The organism is Micrococcus sp. GPGPB33 (assembly GCF_037853785.1).
In the GTDB taxonomy this organism is placed as follows: Bacteria; Actinomycetota; Actinomycetes; order Actinomycetales; family Micrococcaceae; genus Micrococcus; species Micrococcus luteus.
Genome location: NZ_JAQMWO010000002.1, coordinates 1761081 through 1786859 on the forward strand (window position 1 = coordinate 1761081; position 25779 = coordinate 1786859).

The window sequence follows — 25779 nt, forward strand, 5'->3', positions numbered from 1 at the left end:
CCCCGCCCAGGAGGAGAGAGCTGATGCACTGCCCGTTCTGCCGTCATGAGGACTCGCGCGTGGTGGATTCACGCTCCCTCGACGACGGCTCCGCCATCCGTCGGCGTCGGCAGTGTCAGGCCTGCGGCAAGCGGTTCACCACCATGGAGACCACCGCCCTGACCGTCGTCAAGCGCTCCGGGGTGGCGGAGCCGTTCGACCGCTCCAAGGTGATCAACGGCGTCCGGAAGGCGTGCCAGGGGCGGCCGGTGACGAGCGACGACCTGGCCATGCTCGCCCAGGAGGTCGAGGAGACGGTCCGTGCCACGGGCAACGCCGAGGTGGACGCCCACGACGTCGGCCTGGCCATCCTCGATCCGCTGCGCCGTCTCGACCAGGTGGCCTTCCTGCGCTTCGCCTCCGTCTACCGGGACTTCGAGTCCCTCGACGACTTCGAGGAGGCCATCGCGGAGCTCCGGGCCGGTGACGGGGACGACCGCGGCCGTCCCGCCGTGCAGCCGCGGCTGTTCACCCGCTGACCTGGGCCGATGCGACGGCGCCGCCGGGATCGACGGTGCAGTGGTGCGCACGGCCTCCAGACGCTACAGTGATCCCCGGGCCGACCTCGGTCGGCCCGGCAAGACTGCCGAGGGCGGTTCCGGAGGGGAAGCCGGAACCGCCCTCGGTGTCTGCGCCCTCAGTTGCCGTCGGCGAGCGAGCCGTGCGCGGCCAGGGCGGCGCCCACGATGCCCGCGTTGTTCTGCAGCTGGGCCGGGACGATCGGGGTGCGCAGGCGCAGCAGCGGCAGGTAGTCGTCCGGCCGCTTGGAGATGCCGCCGCCGACGATGAACAGGTCGGGCGAGAAGATCCGCTCCACGTGGGAGAAGAAGCGCTGCAGTCGCTCGGCGTACTCGGCCCAGCTGAGCTGATCGCGCTCCCGGGCCTTCGCGGAGGCCCGCGACTCGGCCATCACGCCGTCGAGCTCCAGGGAGCCGACCTCGAAGTTCGGGACGAGCACGCCGTCGTGGATCATCGCGCCGCCGATGCCGGTGCCGAGGGTGATCACGTGCACCAGGCCGCGCACGCCCCGCCCGGCCCCGTAGCGGGCCTCCGCGAGGCCGGCCGCGTCGGCGTCGTTGACCACGGTCACGGGGCGGCGCAGGTGCTCCTCGAACGTGCCGCGCAGGTCCGTGCCGATCCACGAGTGGTCGATGTTGTTCGCGGACAGGCACACCCCGTCCTTGACGATCGAGGGGAAGCACACACCCAGCGGGGCGGAGGGCTTCGGCGCCTTCTCGCGCCCGTCGAGCTCGGCGGTGATGGCCGCCAGGGTCGCCGCCACGGGCTCGGGCATGGCCGGCTGCGGCGTGGGGATGCGGAAGCGCTCCCCGCGCAGGGTGCCCGCCTTCGGCCCCGACCCGAGGCGGACCAGGCCGCCCTTCATGCCGGTCCCCCCGACGTCGATGCCGATCGTCGTGGGGTATTTGGAGGAGCGCTGGGCGGTGCTGGTGTGCGTCGTCACGGCCCCCAGCTTAGTGCCGGGTCACGGCAGCGTGAGAATCTCCGCGCCGTCGTCCGTGACCACGATCGTGTGCTCGAACTGCGCGGTGCGACGGCGGTCGCGGGTCACCACGGTCCAGCCGTCGTCCCACTGGTCCCAGTCGATCGTGCCGAGGGTGAGCATCGGCTCGATGGTGAACACCATGCCGGGCACGAGCAGGCGGTCGTGGGCCGGGGCCGCGTCGTAGTGGGGGATCACGAGGCCGGAGTGGAAGTCCACGCCCACGCCGTGGCCGATGAAGTCGCGCACCACACCGTAGCCGAAGCGCTTGGCGTAGGACTCGATGGCGCGGCCGATCACGTTGACCTGACGGCCGGGCTTCACGGCGCGGATGCCGCGGCGCAGGGCCTCCTCGGTGCGCTCGACGAGCAGCCGGGACTCCTCGTCCACGTCGCCGACCAGGTAGGTGCGGTTGTGGTCCCCGTGGACGCCGTCCAGGTACGCGGTGATGTCCAGGTTGACGATGTCCCCGTCCTCCAGGACGGTGCCGTCCGGGATGCCGTGGCAGATGACCTCGTTGATCGAGGTGCAGATGGACCGCGGGAAGCCGCGGTAGCCCAGGCAGGACGGGTAGGCGCAGCGCTCCACGAGGAAGGCGTGCGCGATCCGGTCCAGCTCGTCCGTGGTGACGCCCGGGCGGATGTGGGCGGCGGTGTGCTCCATGGCCTGCGCGGCCAGGCGGCCGGCGGCGCGGATCCGCTCGATGCCGGCGGCGTCGTAGACGTCCGAGGCGTTGCCCTCGTCCGGGGTGGCCTTGCCGACGTACTCGGGGCGCGGGATCGCGGCCGGCACGGGCGGGGCGGGGGACGGGGCCCCGGGCCTCAGAGTGCCGACGGGGGCGAGCGACCCGGGCTCCGGTGCGGTGGGGCCCGCGGGGCGGGGACCGTTGTGGCTGGACGGGACGGCGGGGTTCTGACGCTGGGACATGTCCTCCAGCCTATCGACCCGGCTATTGTGGCCCCCATGACCGAGACGAGCGAGTTCTGGTACAACGTCAACACGCATCAGGTGGAGGTGGGCGCCCAGTCGGACTGGTCCCAGCTGCTGGGCCCGTTCGGCACCCGTGAGGAGGCCCAGGCCGCGATGGACCGCGTGCGGGCGAACAACGAGGCCGCCGACGCGGAGGACGCGCGCGACGACGACTGGGACAGCCGTCCCGTCGACGACGCCTCCTGACCGCGACGCCGGACGACACCGGGCCCCCGTCCCTCGGGACGGGGGCCCGGTCGTCTCACAGGGCGGGTTCAGCCCTCGAAGCCGTGCTCCGGGGCCGGGAACGCGCCGTCGAGCACGTCCGCGCGATAAGCCCGGACCGCCTCACCCACGACCTCGTGCAGGCGGGCGTACTGACGGACGAACCGGGGCACCCGGCCCTCGCGCAGGCCGAGCATGTCCTGCCACACGAGCACCTGGCCCGTGGTGCCCGGGCCCGCGCCGATGCCCACGGTGGGCACCCGCAGCGCGGCGTCGACCGCGGCGGCGACGTCCGAGGGGACCATCTCCATCAGGACGGCGAACGCCCCCGCGGCCTCGAGGGCCCGGGCCGACGCCGTCATCCGCTCGGCCGCCCCCGCGCCGCGGCCCTGCACCCGGTAGCCGCCGAGCACGTGCTCGGACTGCGGGGTGAAGCCGATGTGGGCCATGACCGCGACGCCGGCGGCCGTCATCGCGGCCACGTGCTCGGCGAAGCGCTCGTCGCCCTCCACCTTGACGGCGTGCGCGCCGGACTCCTTCACGAGGCGGACGGCCGACTCGACGGCCTGCCGCGGGGAGGCCTCGTACGAGCCGAAGGGCAGGTCCGCGACCACGAGGGCACGCTCGGCACCGCGCACCACGGCCTGGGTGAACAGGATCATCTGGTCCAGGGTGACCGGCAGGGTGGTGGGGTGGCCCAGCATGGTGTTGCCCACCGAGTCGCCCACGAGCAGCACCTCGACGCCGGCCTCGTCGAACAGGGCCGCCGTCATCGCGTCGTAGGTGGTGAGCATCGCGAAGCGCCGGCCCTCGTCCTTGGCCCGCTGCAGGTGGACCGTCCGGTACCGGGACGGGGCGGGCGGACCGTAGGGGGCGGTGTCGTCAGGCTGCCGGGGGGACTGGGGAGCAGACATGGGCCGGAGTCTACGCGGCGCGTCTAGAGTGGCGGCATGGATCGACAGCAGGACTACGTGCTCCGCACCATCGAGGACCGGGACGTCAAGTTCGTCCGGCTCTGGTTCACGGACGTGATCGGCACCCTGAAGTCGGTGGCCCTGTCTCCGGCCGAGGTGGAGAACGCCTTCACGGAGGGCCTGGGCTTCGACGGCTCCTCGATCGACGGATACACCCGCATCTCCGAGTCGGACATGCTGCTGCAGCCCGATCCCTCGACCTTCCAGATCCTGCCCTGGCGCGGCGACCAGGGACAGAGCTCCCGGATGTTCTGCGACGTGCTCACCCCGGACGGCCGGCCCGCCCCCGCCGACCCGCGGCACGTGCTGCGCCGCGTGCTGGACCGGGCCGCCGATCGGGGCTTCACGTGCTTCACCCACCCGGAGATCGAGTTCTACCTCCTGCAGTCGGACCAGCCCGGCCCGGACGGGGAGCCGGTGCCCGTGGACCGCGCGGGCTACTTCGACAACGTGCCCGGCTCCGACGCGGCCGACTTCCGCCGCGACGCCGTCAGCCTCCTCGAGGGCATGGGCATCTCCGTCGAGTTCAGCCACCACGAGAACGGCCCCGGCCAGAACGAGATCGACCTGCGCGCGGCGGACGCGCTCACGACGGCGGACAACGTGATGACGTTCCGGACCGTCGTCAAGGAGGTCGCCGCCGCCCAGGGCACGTACGCCACGTTCATGCCCAAGCCGTTCTCCGAGCACCCCGGCTCGGGCATGCACACCCACATCTCCCTCTTCGAGGGCGACTCCAACGCCTTCTACGACCCCGCGGACGAGTTCCGGCTCTCCGTGACGGGCCGCCGGTTCATCGCGGGCCTGCTGCGCCACTCCGTGGAGATCAGCGCCGTCACCCACCAGTTCGTGAACTCCTACAAGCGCCTGTGGGGCGGCGGCGAGGCGCCCTCGTACGTCTCCTGGGGCCACAACAACCGTTCCGCGCTCGTGCGCGTGCCCCTGTACAAGCCGGACAAGGCCGGCTCCGCCCGCATCGAGTACCGCGGCATCGACGCCTCGGCCAACCCGTACCTCGCCTACGCCCTGCTGATCGCGGCCGGGCTCAAGGGCATCGAGGAGGGCTACGAGCTGCCCGAGTCCGCCGCCGAGGACATCAGCGCGCTGACCACCCACGAGCGGCGCGTGCTCGGCCACGTCCCCCTGCCCGGCACCCTGCACGACGCCCTGCGCGCCGCCGAGGAGTCCGAGTTCGTGGCATCCGTTCTGGGCGAGCACGTCTTCGACGCCCTGCTGCGCAACAAGCGCCAGGAGTGGGACGACTACCGGGTGGAGGTCACGCCGTACGAGCTGCGGCGCTACCTCTCCGGCCTCTGAGGCGCCGGCCGTGTCCGCCCTGCCCGACGCGGCGACCGCCGACGCCCCGGACCGCCGCACCCTCGCGCACGCCGGCGTCGCCGACGCCGGCCGCGTGCAGACGCTGCTCACCTCGCCCGAGTTCGAGGGCGTGGACGTGCGTCCCCTCGTCGAGCTCCTCGGCCACGCCGCCGATCCCGACCGGGCCCTGCTGCTGTGGGTGCGCCTGGCCGAGCGCGAGCCCCGCGTCCACCACGCCCTCCGGGACCCCGAGACGACGGCCCGCCTGCTGCGGCTGCTCGGCGCCTCCGAGGCCCTCGGCGAGTTCCTCATCCGCCGTCCCGAGCAACTGGACCTCGTCCTCGACCCGGACGCGGCCGCCGCCACCGCGCCCGCCCTCGCCCAGCCCGACCCGACCGCCGGCGAGCCCTGGGGTGATGCGTCCGCCGCCCTGCGCCGCCTGCTCCTGGACTCGGTGGGCGCCGACCCGGACGCCGACCGCCCCCTCGCGGCCGTCACCGGCAAGGACGCCGCCGTCGCCTTGCGCCGCGCCTACCGCCGCCAGCTGGCCGCGATCGCCCTGCGCGACCTCGACTCCGCCGAGCCCATGGCGGCCATGCCCTCGGTGGGCCGCTGGCTCGCGGACCTGGCCGGCGCCGCCGTGGACGCGGCGCTCGCCGTCTCACGGGCCGTCCTCACCGAGCGGGAGGGCCCCGTGGTGGACCGCGTGGACCTCGCCGTGATCGGCATGGGCAAGTGCGGCGCCGGCGAACTCAACTACGTCTCAGACGTGGACGTCGTGTTCGCCCACGCCGTCCGCGAGGCCGCGGACGGCGCGGACCCCGACGCCGAGGTCCCGGACGGGCCGCGCGCCGCCGCGCTCGCGGCCGAGCTGGCCGCGGGCATCGGCCGCGTGATCCAGGGCGCGGCCCCCGAGCCGGGACTGTGGGAAGTCGACGCCAACCTGCGTCCCGAGGGCAAGGACGGCGCCCTGAGCCGCACCGTGGAGTCCCACGCCGAGTACTACCGCCGCTGGGCCCACGGCTGGGAGTTCCAGGCCCTGCTCAAGGCCCGCCCCATCGCGGGCTCGCCACAGCTCGGCGAGCGCTACATCGCGGAAATCTGGCCCCGGGTGTGGGAGTCCTCCGCGCGCGACGGGTTCGTCGAGTCCGTCCGGGCCATGCGCGCCCGGGTCCTGGACACCCTCGCCCCCGCGGAGCGCGAGCGGGAGATCAAGCTCGGGCCCGGCGGCCTGCGCGACGTCGAGTTCACGGCCCAGCTGCTCCAGCTCGTGCACGGCCGTGCGGACGAGTCGCTGCGGGTGCGCGGCACGCTCGACGCGGTGCGGGCGCTGCACGCCGCCTCCTACGTCACCACGCGAGACGCGCGGGCGTTCGACGAGCACTACCGGTGGCTGCGCACCCTCGAGCACCGCATCCAGCTCGTGCACCTGCGGCGCACCCACCTGATGCCGGTCAAGGAAGAGGCCCGCCGCGTCGTCGCCCGGTCGATGCGCGGCGCCGCCGACCGGGGCCCCGCCACCGGCGAGGACCTCCAGGCCGAGTTCACGCGCGTGCGCCGCGCCGTGCGCGGTCTCCACGAGACCGTGTTCTACCGGCCGCTGCTGTCGACGACGGCCGCCCTGTCCGCCGAGGACGTGCGGCTGTCCGCGGAGGCCGTCCGCGACCGCCTGGCGGCGCTGGGCTACCGCGACCCGCAGGGCGCCCTGCGGCACATCGAGGCCCTCACGCAGGGCGTCTCGCGCCGGGCCGCGGTCCAGCGGCAGCTGCTGCCGGCCATGCTCGGCTGGTTCGCGCGGGGCGCCGACCCCGACGGCGGCCTGCTCGCCTTCCGCCGGCTCTCCGAGTCGCTGGGCGGCACGGCCTGGTATCTGCGGATGCTCCGCGACTCCTCGGACGCCGCCCGACGGCTGTGCCTGGTCCTGTCCGGCTCCCGGTTCGTGGGGGACCTGCTCGAGCACTCGCCCGAGGCCGTGGCCTGGGTGGGCGACGACCGGGAGCTCGACCCCCGGGGCGCGATCCAGCTGTGGCGCCAGGTCGACGCGCGGCTCGACCGCCGCGTGGCCGCGGAGGAGGCCCCGGCCGCCGTCCGCCACGTGCGGCAGGTGCGGCGCAGCGAGACCCTGCGCGTGGCCCTGGCGGACATCTCGGGGCTGCTGGACCTCAAGGCCGTCACCGGGGCCCTGTCGGACATCGACCAGATCACCGTCGTCGGCGCCCTGCGCGTGGCCTCGCGCGCCGTCGTCGGGGACGCCGACCCGCTCACCGACGTGCTCGTGGTGGCCATGGGCCGCCAGGGCGGGCGGGAGATCACCTACGGCTCGGACCTGGACGCCCTGTTCGTGCATCGGCCACGCCCCGGCGTCGACGAGGGGCGGGCGCGCGAGCAGGCCGAGGAGGTCGTGCGGACGCTGATGTCCCTGCTGCACCGCCCCGCGACCCCGCCGCTGCCCGGCGAGCGGCCGCTCGAGGTGGACGCCGACCTGCGCCCCGAGGGGCGCCAGGGGCCGCTCGTGCGCACCCTGGACTCGTACCGGGAGTACTACGGGCGCTGGGCGGAGATGTGGGAGCGTCAGGCGCTGCTGCGCGCCCGGCCCCTGGCCGGCGACGACGACCTGGCCACCGACTTCCGGCGGTGGGCCGACGGGGTCCGCTACGCCGGGGACCTGACCACCGCGGACGCGCGGGAGATCCGGCGCATCAAGGCCCGTGTGGAGGCCGAGCGCCTGCCCCGCGGCGCGGACCCCTCCCGGCACGTCAAGCTCGGCCGCGGCGGGCTCTCGGACGTGGAGTGGCTGGTGCAGTCCCTGCAGCTGCGCCACGCCGGTCAGATCGAGGACCTGCGCGTGACCGGCACGCTGCCGGCGCTGCGGGCGATCGCCCGGCACGACCTGCTGCCCGAGTCCGAGGTCGCCGTGCTGGAGGAGGCGTGGCTGTTGGCCACCCGAATCCGCGCCGCCCTGCTGCTGTGGACGGGCAAGGTCTCGGACGTGCTGCCCACGAACATGCGCGACCTCGAGGCCGTGGCCCGCCTCAGCGGGGTGGGCACGACCGGCGGGGAGCTCGAGGAGCGCTACCTGCGGGTGACCCGCCTGGCCCGTCAGGTGTTCGAGACCCGGTTCTACGGGCTCTGAACGACGCCGGCCCGCCACCTCGACGGGGTGGCGGGCCGGCCGTGCTCCGGTGTCGCGAGCGCCGGCTCAGGCGCGCACGACGTGCTCCCCGAGCAGCTCCAGGGTGCGTCGCCGCACGCCGGCGTCCTGGGCCGCCGTCGTGATGATCAGCTCGTCCGCCTGGACCCGCGCCGCGAAGTCGTGCAGCCACGCCGCCGTCGTCGGGCCGGTGCCCACGGCCGTGCACTCGAGCATCCCGAGCACCTGCTGACCGGCGGGGGAGTGCAGCAGCATCTCGACCTCGTCGTCGGTGAGGGTGCGGCCCCGGCCGAGCATCATCCGGATGCGCGCCCGCTGCGCGGCCTGCCACTCCCGCTCGGCCACCTCCTCGGTGTCCGCGGCGATCACGTTGGCCGCCGCGATGAAGTGCGGCTCCGCGAGGGCCTCGGAGGGCTCGAAGTGCTCCCGGTACAGGCGCGCCGCATGCTCGAGCATCTGCGGTGCGAAGTGGCTCGCGAACGCGTAGCCCAGGCCGAGCTGCGCGGCCAGCTGGGCGCCGAACGCCGAGGAGCCGAGGATGTACAGCGGGACGTTGGTGCCCTTGCCGGGGTAGGCGTCGATGCCGGGGATCAGGCTCTGGCCGGTGAGGTAGCCCTGCAGCTCGAGCACGTCCTGCGGGAAGCGCTCGGCCGCCGACGGATCCCGGCGCAGCGCCTGCAGCGTCCGCTGGTCGGTGCCGGGGGCGCGACCCAGGCCCAGGTCGATGCGGCCGGGGTGCAGCTCGGCCAGGGTGCCGAACTGCTCGGCGATCACCAGCGGCGAGTGGTTGGGCAGCATGACGCCGCCGGAGCCGAGGCGGATCGAGTCGGTGTGCGCGGCCACGTGCGCGATGAGTACGGCCGTGGCGGAGGAGGCGATGGAGGGCATGTTGTGGTGCTCCGCGTACCAGACGCGCCGGAAGCCGGCGGCCTCGGCGACGCGGGCCTGCTCCACGGATTCGGCGAAGGCTTCGCCCATCGGGGCGCCGTCGCGGACGAGGGCGAGGTCCAGCAGGGACAGCGGCAGGGGGGTGGGGGCGGTGTGCTCGGTCATGGTGCTCCTGGTCTGCGGGCCGCCCGGCCGGGCGGAGGTCTCCACAGATCCAGCGCCCACCGGCCCCGGACTATTCCGCGGCCGGGCACGACGACGGCCGCCCGCCTCCGGCGTGGGAGACGAACGGCCGTCGTCGGGGCCGCGGCGGGCGGATCAGACCGAGTAGTACAGCTCGAACTCGTAGGGGTTCGGGCGCAGGGCCAGCGGGGCGATCTCCATCTCGCGCTTGTACGCGATCCAGGTCTCGATCAGCTCCTCGGTGAACACGTCGCCGGCCAGGAGGAACTCGTGGTCCTCCTCGAGGGCGTTCAGGGCCTCGTCCAGGGTGGCGGGTGCCTTCTGGATGTCGGCGGCCTCCTCGGCCGGCAGCTCGTAGAGGTCCTTGTCGATCGGCTCGGCCGGCTCGATGCGGTTGCGGATGCCGTCCAGGCCGGCCATCAGCTGCGCGGCGAACGCGAGGTACGGGTTGCCCGAGGCGTCCGGGGCGCGGAACTCGATGCGCTTGGCCTTCGGGTTGGAGCCGGTGATCGGGATGCGGATGCCCGCCGAGCGGTTGCCCTGCGAGTAAACCATGTTCACGGGGGCCTCGAAGCCCGGCACCAGGCGGCGGTAGGAGTTCACCGTGGGGTTGGTGAAGGCCAGGACCGCGGAGGCGTGCTTCAGCAGGCCGCCGATGTACCAGCGGGCGGTGTCCGAGAGGTTCGCGTAGCCCTTCTCGTCGAAGAACAGCGGCTCGCCGCCGTTCCAAAGGGACTGGTGGCAGTGCATGCCGGAGCCGTTGTCGCCGAAGACGGGCTTGGGCATGAAGGTCGCGGACTTGCCGAACATGTTGGCGACGTTCTTGACGACGTACTTGAACTTCTGCAGGTCGTCCGCCGAGTGGGTCAGCGTGTTGAAGCGGTAGTTGATCTCCGCCTGGCCCGCGGCGCCCACCTCGTGGTGGGAGCGCTCTACCTCGAGGCCGACCTCGGCCAGGACCGAGCAGATCTCGTCGCGCAGGTCGGCCTGCTTGTCCGTGGGGGAGACGGGGAAGTAGCCGCCCTTGAGGCCGGTCTTGTGGCTCAGGTTGCCGCCCTCGTCCTCGCGGGAGGCGTTCCACCAGGCCTCGTCCGAGTCCACGGCGTAGAACGAGCCGCGGGGGGAGGACTCGTAGCGGACGTCCTCGAAGATGAAGAACTCGGCCTCGGGGGCGAAGAACGCCGTGTCGGCGATGCCGGAGGAGCTCAGGTAGGCCTCCGCGCGCTGGGCCACGCCGCGCGGGTCGCGCAGGTAGGGCTCGCCGGTGCGGGGGTTCACGATGGAGAAGTTCATCGTGAGGGTCTTGCGGACCCGGAAGGGGTCCACGAAGGCCGTCGCGACGTCCGGGATGAGCTGCATGTCGGACTCGGCGATGCCGGCGAAGCCCCGGATCGAGGAGCCGTCGAAGAGCTGGCCCGTGACGAAGAAGTCCTCGTCGACGCTCGAGGCGGGCACGTTGAAGTGGTGCTGCATGCCGGGGAGGTCGGTGAAGCGGACGTCGACGAACTCGATCCCCTCATCCTTGATGTACGCGAGGACGTCCGCGGGGGAGGTGAACATGGTGCGCTCCTGTGGTCGTGACGATGGTGGCATGTCCGGCACGGCGGCGCTGGCGTGGCGGGTGTCATCACCCTACTTGCCCGGCGGCCTCCGTGGGCGTCGGTGACGCCCCACGGCGAGCCTCGCGGTTCCGCGCCGGTAGGCTGGGCCGGTGGCACGCAGAGCACCCGACCCCGCGCAAGAGCCCGAACCGACCCGCCGCGACGAGCCGCTGATCACCCGGCGCGACCTCGCCGGCTGGGTGGACGGTCCGGGCGGCGGCCTGGCCGGCGGCCGCTGGCCGGGGGACCTGCTGGGCCTGCCCGAGCACGGCCCGACCTCGATGGCCACTGCGGCCCGCCGCGCCGTCGCCCTCGTGATCGACTGGTTCCTGGCCCTGGGCGTGTCCTGGCTGCTCTTCGACTCCGACGCGATCGCCACCCTGATGGTCTTCGCCACCATGCACATCCTGGGCATCACCCTGCTGGCCACCACCGTGGGCAAGGCCGTGTGCCGCACCCAGGTGGTGCGCCTCGGCGGCCGGACCGCCCCCGTGCACCGCGTGGTGGTGCGCACGGCGCTGCTGTGCCTCGTGCTGCCGGCCGTCGTCGTCGGCCCGGACGGCCGCGGCATGCACGACAAGGTCGCCGGCACCGTCGAGATCCGCATGTGAGCGCACCGGCCCGCGCCGGACGACGCCGGATCCGACTCGACGCGAGGCCGGACACGACGAAAGGGGGCGCCCCGCCGAATCCTCGGCGGGGCGCCCCCTTTCGCGCGGGTGCGTCGGCGCTCAGCGGCCGCGCATGGCGCGCCGGCTCGGGCGCACCTTGTTCGGGTCGACGCCCTTGGGGATGGGCAGCCGGTTGGTGTTGAGCGCGGTCAGACGCTTGTCCACGGCCTGGACCTCCTGCGCCGTGAGGGCCTTCTTCATGCCCTTGAGCGTGCCGGGCAGCTCGTGCAGCGGGACCTGGCCCTGGCCGTTGCCGGACTCCACCACGGTGACGGGCACGCCGGGCAGGAAGCGGCGCATGGCCTTCTCCTCCTTGACCACCAGCGCGGCGACGCGGGGGAGGGGCCCTCCGTCACCAGCACGACGCCCGGCCGGCCCACGGCGCGGTAGACGAGGTCCTGGGTCTTCGGGTTCACGGCGGCCGGCTGCTCGGACACGATCCAGCCGCGGCCCAGCGTGGAGAGCGCGGCGCCGGCGGCGCCGGGGCGGCCCTCGAGCTGGGCGAACCCGGCGCGGCGCGCCTTCCGGTTCAGGATGACGACGGCGGCGAGCACACCGAACGGGATCGCGATGAGCAGCCACGTGATCCAGTTGTCCAGCAGGAGGCCGATGACGAGGCCGACGACCAGGGCGCCCAGGAAGGCCAGCAGCATCCACAGTCCGACCTTGGGGTCGTGCGCCTTGGTCATGGCGTAGGCCTGCTTGAGCTGGGAGATCACGCCCGGGCCCTTCGTGGCGCGCTTGTCCCGGCGCTGGGCCTTCGCCTGCTCCTTCTCGCGGAGGCGACGCTCGCGCTGCATGGCCTTGACCTCCTTGAGCGTGGCGGAGGTGGAGCCGGAGGAGGACGCGGGGGGCTGGCTGTTCTTCGTCATGACGGGGTCCAGTCTAGTCGGGCGGCTCAGGACATCTGGGCGACGACGGCGGAGGCCTCCTGGCGGGCGGTCTTCTCCCCGGCCAGGTGCGCCAGGTTCTCCGGCAGGGTCCGGCCGAGGCGCTGCATGGCCTGCGCATAGAGCTTGCCCGCGCGGTACGACGAGCGCACCAGCGGGCCCGCCATGACGCCCTGGAAACCGATCTCCTCGGCGCGCTGGGACCACTGGACGAACTCCTGCGGCTTCACCCAGCGGTCGATGGGGTGGTGCAGCTTCGAGGGCCGCACGTACTGCGTGATGGTGATGATGTCGCAGCCGGCCTCGTGCAGGTCCACCAGGGCCTGGTCGATCTCGTGGTCCTCCTCGCCCATGCCGAGGATGAGGTTGGACTTGGTCACGAGCCCGTCGGCCTTGGCCATCGTGAGCACCCGGAGGGACTTCTCGTACGTGAAGGCCGGGCGGATGCGCTTGAAGATGCGCGGCACCGTCTCCAGGTTGTGCGCGAACACCTCGGGCCGCGCGTCGAACACCTGCTGGACGAGCTCCGGCACCGCGCCGAAGTCCGGCGGCAGGATCTCGACGCCGGTCCCCGGGTTGAGCGCGTGGATGCGGCGGATGGTCTCCGCGTAGAGCCACGCCGCGCCGTCCTTCTGGTCGTCACGGGCCACGCCCGTGACGGTGGCGTACCGCAGGTCCATCTCGCGGATGTTCTCGGCGACCTTCTGCGGCTCCTCCATGTCCAGGGGGCGCGGCTTGCCGGAGGTGATGTCGCAGAAGTCACACCGGCGGGTGCAGATGTCGCCGCCGATGAGGAACGTGGCCTCGCGGTCCTCCCAGCACTCGAAGATGTTGGGGCAGCCGGCCTCCTCGCACACGGTGTGCAGGCCGGCGGACTTGACCTTGTTCTTCAGGCCGATGTACTCGGGGCCCATGTGGACCTTGGCCTTGATCCACTCGGGCTTGCGCTCGACGGGCACCTCGGCGTTGCGCGCCTCCACGCGCAGCAGGCGGCGTCCTTCGGGGGCGAGGCTCATGCGGGGATTCCTTCCGTGGGGGTGACGGCGATGTACGCAGGCCCGAGCTCGTCCAGATGACGGGTGAGCACCGGCACGACGTCGGCCGGGGTGATGGTCCGGCCCGTCTCGACCGACAGGGTGGTGGTGGCGGCGTCCGTGATGCCGCACGCGATGATGCCCTCGTAGGGGGCCAGGGAGTTGGAGCAGTTCAGTGCGAAGCCGTGCATCGAGACGCCGTCGTGGATGGACAGGCCGATGGCGCCGACCTTGCGGTCCGGGCGGGCCGTGCCGTCGTCGTCCCGGTCCGCGAGGACCCAGATGCCTGCCCGCCCGTCCACGCGGACGGCCGTGACGCCGAACTCGGCGGCGGTGCGGATCAGCAGCTCCTCGAGGAACCAGACGTAGTCCTTGACGTGGGCACGGTCGCGCAGCCGGACCACGGGGTAGCCGACCAGCTGGCCCGGCCCGTGCCATGTGATCTTGCCGCCGCGGTCCACGTCCACGACGGGGGCGCCGTCCGTGGGGCGCTCGGCGTCCTCGGTGCGGCGACCGGCCGTGTAGACGGCTTCGTGCTCCAGGAGGAGGAATTCGCCGTCGGAGCGGCCGGCGACGACGTCCGCGTGCAGGGCGCGCTGGGCGTCCCAGGCGGCGTGGTAGTCCACCAGGTCGGGCGCCAGGCCGAGCACGCGCAGGGGCGGCAGGGGTGTCTCGGGCATGACGTCCACTGTAGTCCTCGGGCCCGGACCTGTGGACAACCGCCGTGACGCTCGGGGACATGCGGCACCCTGGGCTGGAACGGACGGCGCGGCGGAGAGGGGAGACCGATGCGGGACTGGGACGAGGCGGACGGCGGCGCGGCCGGACGCGTCGGCGGCGGGCCGGAGACCGAACCGGAGAGGTCGTCGGAGCCGGGCACGGCTGCGCCGCGCGCCCCGGGCTGGGAACCCGTCCGGCTGCTCGGCGCGGGCGCCCAGGCGGAGGTCTGGCTCGTCGAGGACGGTCGGGGCGTCCGGGCCGCCCTGAAGGTGCCCCGTGCCGGTGCGGCGCCGGATGCGCTGGCGGCGGAGGCGCAGGCCGGACGGGTCGCGCATCCCCATCTGGTGCGCGTGCTCGGCGTGGTGGAGACGGACCGGGGCCTCGGGGTCCTCACCGAGCACCGCGCGGCCGGCACGCTGCAGGACATGGTGCAGCGGGTCGGACCCCTGAGCCCGGGGCAGGCCGTCACCGTGCTCGTCCCGATCGCCCAGGCTCTCGCGTGCCTGCACCGCGAGGGGGTGGTGCACGGCGACGTGTCCCCGGCGAACGTCCTGTTCGGCGTCGACGGCAGCCCGGCCCTCGCCGACCTCGGCGTCGCCCGCGTGGTCGGCGGGGCGTCGGGGGCCGGGGCGACGCCGGGCTTCGCGGCCCCCGAGGCGCTCGCCGCGGTGCAGGGGGCCGGGGCGGAACCGGGGGCGTCTCCGGCGGTGGGGGCGCCGAGTGACGTCCATGCGTGGGCCGCCCTGGGCTGGTACGCGCTCACCGGTCGGGCGCCGGGCGCCGCCGGGCATCGGGCGCCGCTGCCCGTCCTGGTCCCCGAAGCGTCCCCCGAGCTCGCGCTGCTGCTCGATGCGGCGCTCTCCCCGGACCCGGCGGCGCGGCCGAGTGCGGAGGAGGCCGCCGCAGCCGTGTACGCGACGGCCCGGCCCGAACCGGTCCCGCTCGGGGAGGCCGCCCCCGCCGAGGTGGCGCACCTGCTGCCCACGGTGCTGCCGGGCTCCGGGCCCACGCGGCGACGCCGGGGACGACGCGCGGCCCCGGGACGGCCCGCGCTCGTGGGACGACGTGGGGCGGCGCCACGCCGGGGCGTCCTCGTGGCCGCCGGGCTGGCCACCGCGCTGGCCGTCGGCGGCGGCACCGCCGGGCTGTGGTGGCCGGCGTCCCCGGGCTCGGCGACGGAGGGGGCGCCGGAGCCGGCGGGCGCGGAGCCGGCCGGCACCCCGGGGGACGCGGCGCGCCCGGCGGACGGGACGCGGGAGAGCGGGACGCCGGCGAGGGTGCCGGACGCGGGTGCCCCCGGGGAGGACGCCGCCGGGGAGGACGCCGTCGACGTGGGCGAGGCGCTGGCCGCGGTCGGCCACGCCCGGACTGCCGCGCTCATCGACCCGGAGCCTGCGCGACTGGACGCCTACGCCGTGCCCGGGGGACCGGCGTGGGAGAACGACCGGGATCTGCTGCGCCGGCTGACGGACGAGGGGTTCGCCTTCTCCGGCCTCGAGGTGACGGTGGAGCAGGCCGGACCCGCCCGGCGGGCCGGGGACGACGCGCTGCGTGTCGACGCCGTGCTCCGGACGTCGGCCCACACCGTGGTGGACCGCGCGGGACGCGTGGCGGCGCATCGGGAGGCGACGGCCGAGGAGGTCGTGCTGGTCCTGCGCAGCGGCCACGGAGAGGGCCCCGAGGGGCGGGACGGTGGCGCGGCGGGTCGGACGTGGCGGGTCGAGACCGTCGATCCGCGCTGACCCCGGGCCCGGATCCAGCGCCGGAGGCCGGCGGTCCAGACGGGGGGACGCCGCGGGCCCCGGGGAGAAGCTCCCCGGGGCCCGCGGCGTGGTGCGGCGTCAGCCGCCTGGGCTGATCACTGCCAGAGGACGGCGACCAGGATGTTCACCAGGCCCAGACCGCCCACCGCGTGGGCCAGGCCCGTGGGCACGACCTCCCCGCGGTTGGACTTGCGGCGGCCGATCAGGGCGGCCACGAAGACGATGACGCCGATCAGGAACTTGACGCCCAGCTTCATGTGGTTCGGCTCCCCGCTCATGGCGAGGCCGAAAAGCACCACGCCGGAGACGATCATGCCCACGGAGCCCCACCACTGCGAGGTGGTGACGGTCGGGTTGCGGAAGTGCGCGAACCAACCGCCCACGATCGCTGCGGCGGACACGATGTGCACGGCCACCAGGATGCTGTGCAGGATATCCACAGTCCTTCTCCCTTTCCGTCAGAGACCCAGCTCGTTGGCGAACTCGCCGCCCTCGAGACGCTGACGCAGCGTCGTCAGGAAGCGGCCCGCGTCGGCCCCGTCCACCAGGCGGTGGTCGTAGGTCAGGGACAGGTACATCATGTGGCGGATGGCGATCGAGTCGTTGCCGTCCGCGTCGGTCACCACCATGGGGCGCTTCACGATCGCACCGGTGCCCAGGATCGCGACCTGCGGCTGGTTGATGATCGGCGTGTCGAACAGCGCGCCCACGGAGCCGATGTTCGTGATCGAGAACGTGCCGCCCGAGAGCTCGTCCGGCGAGATCTTGTTCGTGCGGGTGCGCTCGGCCACGTCGGCGATCTTCTGGGCGAGGCCCGTCAGGTTCAGGGAGCCGGCGTCCTTGATGACGGGCACCAGCAGCCCCTTCTCCGTGTCCACGGCGATCGCGATGTCCTCGGACGCGTGGTACGTGATCTCCTTGTTGTCCTCGGAGAACGACGCGTTCAGCTTGGGGTGCTGCTTGAGGGCCTCGGCGACCGCCTTGGTGATGAACGGCAGGTACGTCAGGTTCACGCCGGCCTGCTGCTGGAAGGAGGCCTTGGCCTTCTTGCGCAGCTGCACGATGCGGGTGACGTCCACCTCGTGCACCTGGGTCAGCTGGGTGGACAGGTCGAGGGACTCGCGCATGCGCTGGGCGATGACCTGGCGGATGCGCGGCGCCTTCTCCACCTCGCCGCGGACCGAGGGGTCCACGGAGGAGCTCGCGGCCGGGGCGGACGCAGCGGCCGGGGCGGACGACGGGGCGGCAGCCTCGGAGGCCTGCTCGGCCGGAGCCTCGGACCCGCCCGCGGCGGCCTGCGAGGCCAGCGCGGCGGCGAGCACGTCCTGCTTGCGGATGCGGCCGCCGACGCCCGTGCCGCGAACCGTGGACAGGTCCACGTTGTTCTGGTGGGCCAGGCGGCGCACCAGCGGGGTCACGTAGCCCTGGCCGGGCTCGGTGGCGGAGGGCGCCTCGGCGGACTCGGCCTGCGCGGGGTCGCGCTCAGCGGACTCGCGCCGGGAGGCCTCCTCGGACGGAGACGCCTCCGGCGTCTTCTCCGACTTCTCGGCGCCGGCGGCCTCGGCGGCCTCCTCGGTCTCCTCGGGGGCCTCGGCCTCGGTCGCCTTGTCCTCGATCTCCTCGGCGGACGCCTCGTCCTGACCGGAGGAGCCCTCCGACGGGGCGGAGCCGCCGCCGGCGGAGCCGGAGCCGACGAGTGCGAGGACGGCGCCCACCTCGACGGTGTCGTCCTCCTCCGCACGGATCTCCAGGAGGGTGCCCGCCACGGGGGAGGGGATCTCGGTGTCGACCTTGTCGGTGGAGACCTCGAGCAGCGGCTCGTCGACCTCGACCTCGTCGCCGACGGACTTCAGCCAGCGGGTCACGGTGCCCTCGGTCACGGACTCGCCCAGCGCGGGCAGGGTGACCTCGGAGGCCTCGCCGCCGGCCGACGGGGCCCCGTCCGAGCCCTGGTCGGTGGAGGCGCGCTCCTCCGGAGCCGGCTCGCCTGCGGGCTCCTGCTGGGCGTCGTCCTGCTGCGCCTCCTCGACGGCGGGCTCCTCGGCCGCGGCGTCGTCCTCCGACGCGTCGGCGGAGCCGCCGCCGGAGCCGTCGCCGATCGTGGCCAGCGGGGCGCCGACCTCGACCGTGTCGTCCTCCTCGACCAGGATCTCCTCGAGCACGCCGGCCACGGGGGACGGGATCTCGGTGTCGACCTTGTCGGTGGAGACCTCCACCAGGGGCTCGTCGACGGCGACCTCGTCGCCGACGGCCTTGAGCCAGCGGGTCACGGTGCCCTCGGTGACGGATTCGCCCAGGGCGGGCAGGTTCACGGTTTCAGACATGGTTCCGATGCTCCTCATGAGGGGTGGGCGCCGGGGGCGCCCACCCGGGGTTGCGAGGTGGGCCCGACGCACGGGCCCGGGATGGTCAGTGCGGTGGGTCAGCTGTGCAGCGGGTGGCCGAACAGGGCCATGGCGGCCTCGCCCAGGGCCTCGTTCTGCGTGGGGTGCGCGTGCACGAACTGGGCGACGTCCTCGGGGTAGGCCTCCCAGTTCACGATGAGCTGCGCCTCGCCGATCTGCTCGCCGATGCGCTTGCCGATGCCGTGCACGCCCACGATCGGGCCGTTCTTCTGGCGGATCATCTTGATGATGCCGCCGGTGCCGAGGATCGAGGACTTGCCGTTGCCGGCCAGGTTGTACTCGGCGACCTCGACGTTGTCCTTGCCGAACTTCTCCTCCGCCTTGGGCTGGGTGTAGCCCACGGACATGATCTCCGGCTCGGTGAAGGTGACCTTCGGGATGTTGATGTCCTCGACGACCATCGGCTTGTTGCCGGCGATCTCCTCGGCCACGAAGATGCCCTGCTGGAAGCCGCGGTGCGCCAGCTGCAGACCGGGAACGATGTCGCCCACGGCGTAGATGCTGCCGACGCCGGTGTGCAGACGCTCGTCGGTGAGGACGAAGCCGCGGTCCATCTTGACGCCCTGCTCCTCGTAGCCGAGGCCCTCGGTGTTCGGGCCGCGGCCGACGGCGACGAGGCAGACCTCGGCCTCGAACTCCTTGCCGTCCGCGAGGGTCACCTTGACGCCCGAGTCGGTCTCCTCGACCTTGTCGAAGAACGTGCCCAGGTTGGTCTTGATGCCCTTCTTCTTGAACTCGCGCTCGAGGACCTTGATGATCGCCGGGTCCTCGTTGGGGACCAGGGTCTTCAGGCCCTCGATGATGGTGACGTCGACGCCGAAGGAGTTCCACAGGGACGCGAACTCGGAGCCGATGACACCGCCGCCGAGCACGATGGCCGACTTCGGGGTGTAGTCCAGCTCGAGGGCCTCCGTGGAGGTCATGATCTTCTTGGAGATGGGCAGGCCCATGGTCTTGGCCACGGAGCCGGAGGCCAGCACGATGTTCTCCGCCGTGTAACGGGTGCCGTCGACCTCGACCTCGTTCTTCGAGACGAGCTTGCCCTCGCCCTCGATGACCTGGACCTTGCGCATCTTCAGCAGGCCGGCCAGGCCCTTGTGCTTGCCGGCGACGATGCCGTCCTTGTAGTCGCGCACCTTCGCCATGTCCACGGACTCGAGGGTCGCGTTGACGCCGAACTTGGCGGCGTTGCGGGTCTCATCGGCCACCTCGGCGGCGTGCAGGTAGGCCTTCGTGGGGATGCAGCCCCAGTGCAGGCAGGTGCCGCCGACCTTGGACTTCTCCACGAGGGCGACGGACTTGCCGTACTGCACGGAACGCAGGGCTGCGGCGTACCCGGCGGAGCCACCGCCGAGGACGAGGACGTCGAATTCCTGAGCGGTTGCCTTGTCGGCCACGGTGTTGCTCCTTGGTGCTGGGGTCGGTGGATCGTGGTGGTGGTGCGTCACCGCCACCCCCGGCCGTCGGCGGCGGGCCGCGCGGCCGGGGACGCGGTGGACATCGGGACCAACCTTACCGGGCACGCCCCTCGATGAGACCCACCAGGGTCCGCACCATCACGCCGGTGGCGTCCTGCGGGGTGTAGCCGTACGCGGCCGACTCGTTGAAGGAGGGGCCGGCGATGTCGAGGTGGGCCCAGGGGGTCCGTGCGGCGGCGTCGCCCTCCGACCGTCCGGCGTCGACGAATTCGCGCAGGAAGGTGGCGGCGGTCATCATGCCGCCGAAGCGGTCGCCCATGTTGGAGATGTCCGCGACGCGCGAAGTGAGCGAGGCGCGCAGCTGCTCCGGCAGGGGCATGCCCCACGCGAGCTCCCCGGCCGCGTCGGCCGCGGCGACGACCTCGTCGCGCAGCGCGTCGTCACCCATGACGCCCGTGTGGCGCACGCCGAGGGCGACCAGCTGGGCACCGGTGAGGGTGGCCACGTCGAGCACCGCGTCGGGTCGCTCGTCGGTGGCCGCCACGAGGGCGTCGGCCATGACGACGCGGCCCTCGGCGTCCGTGTTCATGACCTCCACGGTCTTGCCGCCGTACATCGTGATGACGTCGGACGGGCGGATGGCGGTGCCCGAGGGCATGTTCTCGGCCAGCGCCAGCCAGCCGGTCACCTTCACAGGGACGTCCAGGGCCGCGGCGGCGCGCACGACGGCGAAGACGGTGGCGGCGCCGGCCATGTCCGACTTCATCGTCATCATCGAGGCGGCGGGCTTCAGCGAGATGCCGCCCGTGTCGAAGGTGATGCCCTTGCCCACCAGCGCGATGTGCGCGGCGGCGTCGGCCGGCGCGTGCTCGATGCGCACGAGCCGCGGCGGGCGGGAGGAGCCCTGGCCGATCGCGAGGATGCCGCCGAAGCCCTCGGCGCGCAGGCGGTCCTCGTCCCACACGTCCACGCTCACGGACGAGTCCGCGAGGTCCTCCGCGACGGCGTCCGCGAACGTGGCCGGGTAGAGGTGCGAGGGGGCCGTGTTCACCAGGTCGCGCACGGCGCAGACCGCGTCGCCCACGACGGCGGCCCGGCGCAGCACGGGGTCGGCGTCCGCGGCGGCGAGCGGGGTGACGACCTCGACCTCGCGGACGGGACGGGACGTGTCCGTCTCGGCGCGGGCGCGCTCGGACTTCTGGGCGGTGAAGGCGTACGCGCCCAGGACGGCGCCCTCGGCGACGGCGGCCAGTCGGGCCGGGGTGTCGGCCGGCAGGGCCAGGGCCACGGCGTCGGTGCCGGCCAGGGAGCGCACGGCAGCCCCGGCGGCGCGGCGCAGGGACTCGTCCGCGGCCTCGCCGTCGTCGTCCAGACCGCCGACGCCGGCCAGGACCAGCAGCGGCACCGGCACGCCGCCCAGGCCCGGCAGGCGATGGACCTCGTCCTCGGCGCCCCGCACGCCCAGCAGCTCGAACGAGGCCTCGAGGGCGGTGGCCGCCTCGGCCGGCAGCGCGTCCGTCAGGAGCACGGGGCCGTCCGGGCCGGTGCCCACCCCCACCACGAGGGCGGAGGCGGTCAAGTCCTCCAGGGCGCGGGCGGTCAGGGTCGGGCGGTCCAGGGTGATCACGGACGGGCCTCTCTTCCGGGGGTGGGGGATGCGCCCGGCGGGGTGGGCCGGGCCGTCCCGCGTCATCCTAGCCAGAGGGCTCGCGCGCCCGTCCAGGGCGCGCGGGCGCGGAATAGGAGGGTGCCGTGCCGTGGTTGACTGACGCCAGAGGACAGGGAGGGATCCGCGTCCGCCGCCATCCGGGCGGCGGGGACGGCTCTCCCGCAGACGGACCACCGGAAGGGGAACGAGACGTGCAGGACGCCGCGCCGCTGTACACCCGTCATGAGGGGGCGCCCGTGCCCCCCGGCCTGGGCATGCTCGTGGCCCTGACCGGGCACATGGACGCGGGCCGGGTCGCTCGGCAGGTGCGGGCCGCGCTGCACGAGCACCTGACCCATCGGACCGTCGTCTCCTTCGACGTCGACTCGATGTTCGACTACCGCGCCCGGCGTCCCCGGCTCCGGTTCGACCGGGACCGCTACCGTGATCTGCGCCTGCCCGCGCTCGAGGTGCAGCTGGTCGAGGACCTGCTCGGCCACCCCTTCCTGCTGCTGTCCGGCCCCGAGCCGGACTTCCGGTGGCAGGCGGTGACGGAGGCCGTGCTCGGCCTCGCGCAGGAGTGGGAGGTGGACTCGCTCACCTTCCTCGACGCGGCCCCGCTGCCCGTGCCGCACACGCGGCGGCTCGGGGTCACGACCCACGGGTCCCGCGCCGACGCCGTCGAGGGGCTGTCCACCTGGAGCCCGGAGGCGGACATCGTCGCGGGGCTGCTGCAGATGCTCGAGCTGCGCGCCGAGGAGGCGGACCTGCCGACGGCGGGCTACACCGTCCATGTGCCGCACTACGTGGCCGAGGCGTCCTTCCCCCAGGCGGCCGTGGCCGCGCTCGAGTACGCGGGGGCCGCCATGGGGCTCATGCTGCCCTCGGACGACCTGCGAGACGCCTCGCGGGACATCGAGGCCGAGCTGGAGCGCCAGGTCTCCGGGTCCGGGGAGATCCAGCAGATGATCGCCGGCCTGGAGCGCAACTACGACCAGAACGCCGAGGACCAGGAGCGGTCGTTGCTCGAGACCGAGCAGGGCCTGCCCGACGGCGACGAACTCGCCTCCGCCGTCGAGGCGTACCTCGCCGCGCGGGACGCCGGCGGCGGGTCCGCTCCTGCACAGGAGGACGGACCCGGCCGTCCGTCCACCGGCGACGGGGACTGATCCCACCGCGGGCGCCCGGTCGGCCAGGGTGGCGGCATGGAAGCCCCCACCTCACTCGACGTCCCCGTCCTGCCGGCCCGCGGCCCGGAGGACCTGCTCGCCTACGTCGGCCACGCCCTCGGGCGGTTGCCCGAGGGCAGCCTGGTCCTCCTCACCCTGCGCGACGGGCGCCTGCGCGCCGTGGTGCGGGTCGACCTGCCTCCCGAGGAGGTCGACGTCGGCGCCTGGGCCTGCGCCGTGGCCGAGGTGTGCCGGCGGGACGCAGCCGCGGACGCGACGCTCTGCCTCGCGCTGCCGGACGGCGCCCGGGCCACGCTCGCCCGTCCCGGCTGGGCCGCGGCGCTCGACGACGCCCTGGCGTCCGCGGGTCGCCCCCTGACCGCGGCCTGGACGTGCGCGCGGGGACGGGCGCGCCCCTGGTGGGGGAGCGGCGTCGCCGAGGAGGGCCCGCTCGACCCCCGAGCCGCGCCGCTGTCCCTGCACCTGATGACCCGCGGTTCGGTCTGGGACCGTGCAGCAGTGCCCGACCCGGTCCCGCGCCGCGGTCCCGCGGCGGCCCGGGCCGACGACGCGCGGTGGCGGCCTCCCGAGCAGGACGCGCCCGCGGCACGCCGCGCGTGGCTGGCGCAGTGGGAGTCGGTGCTGACCGGCGCGGTGGGTGACCGCGGCGCGCCCGCACCCGCCGTGCTGGGCTCGCCGCTGACGCGTCCGGCCTGGCGCGACGGCCTGCTGCTCCATGCCGCCGCGCCGTCCGGCGCGGCCACGGGGGATCCGGGGGACGAGGAACGGATCCTCACCGCGGCCTCGGGCCGGGCGCCGGCCTGGGATCGGCTGGACGCCCTGCGGGCGGGGCTGCGCGCGCTCGTGCCCGTCGCGACGCCGGCCGTGGCGGCGCAGGCCCTGGCGCTGGCCGGGTGGGTCGGCTGGGCCCGCGGCCACGGCTCCGACGCGGACGCCCACCTGACCGCGGCGGCGGCGCTGAACCCCGGCGACCCGTTCGTCTCCGTCCTGCGACGCATCGTGGCCGCGGGGTGCGTCGCCGGCTGGGCGACCGACCCGGCCACCGCGTGGCGGCCCGACGGTGGCGGCCCATGAGAGAATGATGCGGCTTCACGACGGCACGGCCGATCGCACCCCGTTTCCCGGGTTCGGAATAGATCGGTCACAGCCGTCGTTGGCACTGGCGGACCCTGCAGTCGACGGGCCCGGACGACGTCGGTCGTCCGAGGCCCGGACTTGACAGGGTCACGTGTATATGGACTGCAAGGATCCGCGGGTGGCCGCGGACGAGACGGAAAGGCCTCGAGTGACCACTTCGACGACCAGCGGTGCGCAGGACGGCAAGGAGACCACTGCCTCCGGGGCCACGACCACGCGCACCCGCTCCACGGCAGCCAAGAAGTCGACCGCCACGAAGAGCGCCACGACCAAGGGCGCCACGACGCGGACGACCGCGGCGAAGTCGGCGGCGACCAAGACCGCTGCCACGCCGACGGCCAAGAAGAAGACGACCCGGAAGCCCGCCGCGGCCAAGACCACCGCCACGAAGAAGACCGCCACGACCCGGGGCAAGAAGGCCACCGCCTCCGCCGCCTCCGCCGAGCAGGCCGAGGACGACGAGGAGTTCGTCGAGGCGCGCGAGCGCACCGAGGCCGCCGACGCCGTCGAGGAGGACGTGGTGGAGGACGAGACCGCCACCGAGGACTCGGATGACGAGGACGCGGACGGCTCGGACGCTCCGGAGCGCCCGGCGATGGACGCGGAGGCCGTGACCGGCACGAAGGCCGCCACGGGCCAGAAGGTGGCCCAGTCCAAGGGCGCGTTCGTCATGGACGACTCCGAGGACGACGCCCCGGTGCAGCAGGTGGTCGTGGCGGGCGCCACGGCGGACCCGGTGAAGGACTACCTGAAGCAGATCGGCAAGGTCGCCCTGCTCAACGCCGAGCAGGAGGTGGACCTGGCCATGCGCATCGAGGCCGGCCTCTACGCCGAGCACGTCGTGCAGCACGAGGCCTCCGACGACTACCGCGAGCGCCGGGACATCCAGCTGATCATCGCGGACGGGCGCAAGGCCAAGAACCACCTGCTCGAGGCCAACCTGCGTCTGGTGGTCTCGCTGGCCAAGCGCTACACCGGCCGCGGCATGCTGTTCCTGGACCTCATCCAGGAGGGCAACCTCGGCCTGATCCGCGCCGTCGAGAAGTTCGACTACACCAAGGGCTTCAAGTTCTCCACGTATGCCACGTGGTGGATCCGACAGGCCATCACCCGCGCCATGGCGGACCAGGCCCGCACCATCCGCATCCCGGTGCACATGGTGGAGGTCATCAACAAGCTGGCCCGCGTGCAGCGGCAGATGCTCCAGGACCTCGGCCGCGAGCCCACCCCGGAGGAGCTGGCCAAGGAGCTGGACATGACCCCGGAGAAGGTCGTGGAGGTGCAGAAGTACGGCCGCGAGCCCATCTCCCTGCACACCCCGCTCGGCGAGGACGGCGACTCCGAGTTCGGCGACCTGATCGAGGACTCCGAGGCCGTCGTGCCCGCGGACGCCGTCTCCTTCACGCTGCTCCAGGAGCAGCTGCACTCGGTGCTGGACACGCTCTCCGAGCGCGAGGCCGGTGTCGTCGCCATGCGCTTCGGCCTGACCGACGGCCAGCCCAAGACGCTGGATGAGATCGGCAAGGTCTACGGCGTGACGCGCGAGCGGATCCGCCAGATCGAGTCGAAGACCATGTCCAAGCTGCGTCACCCCTCCCGCTCGCAGGTGCTCCGGGACTACCTGGACTGAGTCGGAGCGGCATGACGAAGGGCCGGACCCCCGCGGGGGTCCGGCCCTTCGTCATACCGGGCGCCTCAGGCGCCGGCGGTGAGGCGGTCCGTCTCGTCCTGCCACAGCGCGGCCTGGGGACGCAGCGCGTCCTCGACGGCGCGGGCGTGGTGGGCGCAGAACTGGAGGGCACCGCCGGAGTGCAGCACGGCGCGGACGTAGGCCTGCGCGCCGCAGCGGTCGCAGCGGTCGGAACGGGTGAGGGCGGCCGGCTCGGCCACGGCGGTGATGGACATGGTGTCCTCCTCGGGTCTCTCGGGGCTGGAGGGCGACGACGCCGGTGGGGCGGGCCGGTCCTCCTCTTGTCCCATGGAACAGCAAGGATGGCAGGGAACTTCCCCGCGCGCCCGCCCTCCACCCGCGTTTCGCCACCCGCGTACGCGAGG

The 25779-nt window shown here is 73.5% G+C and carries 21 protein-coding genes and 1 pseudogene; 9 read left to right on the forward strand and 13 right to left on the reverse strand.

Going from position 1 to position 25779, the window contains the following annotated elements; genetic code table 11:
- Window positions 1-23 precede the first annotated feature (23 nt).
- Window positions 24-518: a transcriptional regulator NrdR gene (gene nrdR, locus POD19_RS08465; RefSeq protein WP_002855838.1), complete on the forward strand. Its 495-nt coding sequence runs from the start codon at window positions 24-26 to the stop codon at window positions 516-518.
- Window positions 519-676: 158 nt separating this feature from the next.
- Here the strand turns inward: nrdR and ppgK are convergent, their stop codons facing one another.
- Both ppgK and map read right to left on the reverse strand, forming a co-directional pair.
- Window positions 677-1501: a polyphosphate--glucose phosphotransferase gene (gene ppgK / locus POD19_RS08470; RefSeq protein WP_136939963.1), complete on the reverse strand. Its 825-nt coding sequence runs from the start codon at window positions 1499-1501 to the stop codon at window positions 677-679.
- A 21-nt stretch (window positions 1502-1522) separates the two neighbouring features.
- Window positions 1523-2467: a type I methionyl aminopeptidase gene (gene map, locus POD19_RS08475; protein ID WP_119217239.1), complete on the reverse strand. Its 945-nt coding sequence runs from the start codon at window positions 2465-2467 to the stop codon at window positions 1523-1525.
- A 36-nt stretch (window positions 2468-2503) separates the two neighbouring features.
- Between map and POD19_RS08480 the strand changes: the two genes are divergently transcribed.
- The gene (locus POD19_RS08480) at window positions 2504-2716 is read left to right on the forward strand and encodes an SPOR domain-containing protein (protein WP_036340724.1); all 213 of its coding nucleotides are present in this window, start codon (window positions 2504-2506) and stop codon (window positions 2714-2716) included.
- A 68-nt stretch (window positions 2717-2784) separates the two neighbouring features.
- Here the strand turns inward: POD19_RS08480 and panB are convergent, their stop codons facing one another.
- Window positions 2785-3648 carry a 3-methyl-2-oxobutanoate hydroxymethyltransferase gene (gene panB / locus POD19_RS08485; protein ID WP_073116547.1) on the reverse strand — a complete coding sequence of 288 codons (864 nt, stop codon included), beginning with the start codon at window positions 3646-3648 and terminating at the stop codon, window positions 2785-2787.
- A 36-nt stretch (window positions 3649-3684) separates the two neighbouring features.
- On the opposite strand from panB, the gene glnA (POD19_RS08490) reads away from it, so the two are divergent.
- Together glnA (POD19_RS08490) and POD19_RS08495 are read left to right on the forward strand one after the other, a co-directional pair.
- Window positions 3685-5025: a type I glutamate--ammonia ligase gene (gene glnA / locus POD19_RS08490; protein ID WP_073116545.1), complete on the forward strand. Its 1341-nt coding sequence runs from the start codon at window positions 3685-3687 to the stop codon at window positions 5023-5025.
- Between the two features lie 10 nt (window positions 5026-5035).
- Complete coding sequence (locus tag POD19_RS08495) at window positions 5036-8158, forward strand: bifunctional [glutamine synthetase] adenylyltransferase/[glutamine synthetase]-adenylyl-L-tyrosine phosphorylase (RefSeq protein ID WP_340309422.1); 3123 nt, start codon at window positions 5036-5038, stop codon at window positions 8156-8158.
- A gap of 66 nt (window positions 8159-8224) precedes the next feature.
- Here the strand turns inward: POD19_RS08495 and POD19_RS08500 are convergent, their stop codons facing one another.
- Window positions 8225-9229: an LLM class flavin-dependent oxidoreductase gene (locus tag POD19_RS08500; RefSeq protein ID WP_036314199.1), complete on the reverse strand. Its 1005-nt coding sequence runs from the start codon at window positions 9227-9229 to the stop codon at window positions 8225-8227.
- 153 nt (window positions 9230-9382) lie between these two features.
- Entirely contained in the window at window positions 9383-10807 is a 1425-nt protein-coding gene (glnA, locus tag POD19_RS08505) for a type I glutamate--ammonia ligase (RefSeq protein WP_036314201.1), read from the reverse strand.
- Window positions 10808-10958: 151 nt separating this feature from the next.
- Between glnA (POD19_RS08505) and POD19_RS08510 the strand changes: the two genes are divergently transcribed.
- Window positions 10959-11459, forward strand: a complete 501-nt coding sequence (locus POD19_RS08510; protein ID WP_049146950.1) for an RDD family protein — start codon at window positions 10959-10961, stop codon at window positions 11457-11459.
- A gap of 120 nt (window positions 11460-11579) precedes the next feature.
- Here the strand turns inward: POD19_RS08510 and POD19_RS08515 are convergent.
- The 3 genes and pseudogenes from POD19_RS08515 to lipB all read right to left on the reverse strand — a co-directional run bounded on the left by POD19_RS08515 (window position 11580) and on the right by lipB (window position 14123).
- Window positions 11580-12391 (reverse strand): annotated as a pseudogene (locus POD19_RS08515) (DUF4191 domain-containing protein).
- A 26-nt stretch (window positions 12392-12417) separates the two neighbouring features.
- Entirely contained in the window at window positions 12418-13425 is a 1008-nt protein-coding gene (gene lipA / locus POD19_RS08520; protein WP_036383060.1) for a lipoyl synthase, read from the reverse strand.
- Window positions 13422-14123, reverse strand: a complete 702-nt coding sequence (lipB, locus tag POD19_RS08525; protein WP_036314221.1) for a lipoyl(octanoyl) transferase LipB — start codon at window positions 14121-14123, stop codon at window positions 13422-13424. Before lipB ends, lipA begins: the two co-directional genes overlap by 4 nt.
- A gap of 108 nt (window positions 14124-14231) precedes the next feature.
- On the opposite strand from lipB, the gene POD19_RS08530 reads away from it, so the two are divergent.
- The gene (locus tag POD19_RS08530; protein ID WP_144818930.1) at window positions 14232-15905 is read left to right on the forward strand and encodes a protein kinase domain-containing protein; all 1674 of its coding nucleotides are present in this window, start codon (window positions 14232-14234) and stop codon (window positions 15903-15905) included.
- Window positions 15906-16021: 116 nt separating this feature from the next.
- On the opposite strand, the gene POD19_RS08535 is transcribed toward POD19_RS08530, so the two are convergent.
- The 4 genes from POD19_RS08535 to POD19_RS08550 all read right to left on the reverse strand — a co-directional run bounded on the left by POD19_RS08535 (window position 16022) and on the right by POD19_RS08550 (window position 21376).
- A complete protein-coding gene (locus POD19_RS08535; protein WP_010078527.1) occupies window positions 16022-16366 on the reverse strand; it encodes a hypothetical protein in 345 nt (114 codons plus the stop codon).
- 18 nt (window positions 16367-16384) lie between these two features.
- On the reverse strand, window positions 16385-18250 hold the full coding sequence (sucB, locus tag POD19_RS08540; protein ID WP_144818932.1) for a 2-oxoglutarate dehydrogenase, E2 component, dihydrolipoamide succinyltransferase: 1866 nt from the start codon (window positions 18248-18250) through the stop codon (window positions 16385-16387).
- Between the two features lie 98 nt (window positions 18251-18348).
- Complete coding sequence (gene lpdA / locus POD19_RS08545; protein WP_060973495.1) at window positions 18349-19728, reverse strand: dihydrolipoyl dehydrogenase; 1380 nt, start codon at window positions 19726-19728, stop codon at window positions 18349-18351.
- 115 nt (window positions 19729-19843) lie between these two features.
- A complete protein-coding gene (locus tag POD19_RS08550) occupies window positions 19844-21376 on the reverse strand; it encodes a leucyl aminopeptidase (RefSeq protein WP_044659535.1) in 1533 nt (510 codons plus the stop codon).
- Between the two features lie 233 nt (window positions 21377-21609).
- On the opposite strand from POD19_RS08550, the gene POD19_RS08555 reads away from it, so the two are divergent.
- From POD19_RS08555 to POD19_RS08565, 3 genes are all read left to right on the forward strand, one after another.
- Window positions 21610-22566, forward strand: a complete 957-nt coding sequence (locus POD19_RS08555; protein WP_044659523.1) for a PAC2 family protein — start codon at window positions 21610-21612, stop codon at window positions 22564-22566.
- Window positions 22567-22602: 36 nt separating this feature from the next.
- The gene (locus tag POD19_RS08560) at window positions 22603-23661 is read left to right on the forward strand and encodes a DUF4192 family protein (protein ID WP_144818934.1); all 1059 of its coding nucleotides are present in this window, start codon (window positions 22603-22605) and stop codon (window positions 23659-23661) included.
- A 160-nt stretch (window positions 23662-23821) separates the two neighbouring features.
- On the forward strand, window positions 23822-25354 hold the full coding sequence (locus tag POD19_RS08565) for an RNA polymerase sigma factor (protein ID WP_251393409.1): 1533 nt from the start codon (window positions 23822-23824) through the stop codon (window positions 25352-25354).
- Window positions 25355-25419: 65 nt separating this feature from the next.
- Here the strand turns inward: POD19_RS08565 and POD19_RS08570 are convergent, their stop codons facing one another.
- Window positions 25420-25629, reverse strand: a complete 210-nt coding sequence (locus POD19_RS08570; RefSeq protein WP_002858172.1) for a DUF7455 domain-containing protein — start codon at window positions 25627-25629, stop codon at window positions 25420-25422.
- Window positions 25630-25779: the final 150 nt, after the last annotated feature.

Coding starts and splice junctions, on each gene's coding strand:
- nrdR (WP_002855838.1), top strand. CDS start 24: ATGCACTGCCCGTTCTGCCGTCATGAGGACTCGCGCGTGGTGGATTCA.
- map (WP_119217239.1), bottom strand. CDS start 2,467: ATGTCCCAGCGTCAGAACCCCGCCGTCCCGTCCAGCCACAACGGTCCC.
- POD19_RS08480 (WP_036340724.1), top strand. CDS start 2,504: ATGACCGAGACGAGCGAGTTCTGGTACAACGTCAACACGCATCAGGTG.
- panB (WP_073116547.1), bottom strand. CDS start 3,648: ATGTCTGCTCCCCAGTCCCCCCGGCAGCCTGACGACACCGCCCCCTAC.
- glnA (WP_073116545.1), top strand. CDS start 3,685: ATGGATCGACAGCAGGACTACGTGCTCCGCACCATCGAGGACCGGGAC.
- POD19_RS08500 (WP_036314199.1), bottom strand. CDS start 9,229: ATGACCGAGCACACCGCCCCCACCCCCCTGCCGCTGTCCCTGCTGGAC.
- glnA (WP_036314201.1), bottom strand. CDS start 10,807: ATGTTCACCTCCCCCGCGGACGTCCTCGCGTACATCAAGGATGAGGGG.
- lipA (WP_036383060.1), bottom strand. CDS start 13,425: ATGAGCCTCGCCCCCGAAGGACGCCGCCTGCTGCGCGTGGAGGCGCGC.
- lipB (WP_036314221.1), bottom strand. CDS start 14,123: ATGCCCGAGACACCCCTGCCGCCCCTGCGCGTGCTCGGCCTGGCGCCC.
- POD19_RS08530 (WP_144818930.1), top strand. CDS start 14,232: ATGCGGGACTGGGACGAGGCGGACGGCGGCGCGGCCGGACGCGTCGGC.
- sucB (WP_144818932.1), bottom strand. CDS start 18,250: ATGTCTGAAACCGTGAACCTGCCCGCCCTGGGCGAATCCGTCACCGAG.
- POD19_RS08560 (WP_144818934.1), top strand. CDS start 22,603: ATGGAAGCCCCCACCTCACTCGACGTCCCCGTCCTGCCGGCCCGCGGC.
- POD19_RS08565 (WP_251393409.1), top strand. CDS start 23,822: ATGGACTGCAAGGATCCGCGGGTGGCCGCGGACGAGACGGAAAGGCCT.
- POD19_RS08570 (WP_002858172.1), bottom strand. CDS start 25,629: ATGTCCATCACCGCCGTGGCCGAGCCGGCCGCCCTCACCCGTTCCGAC.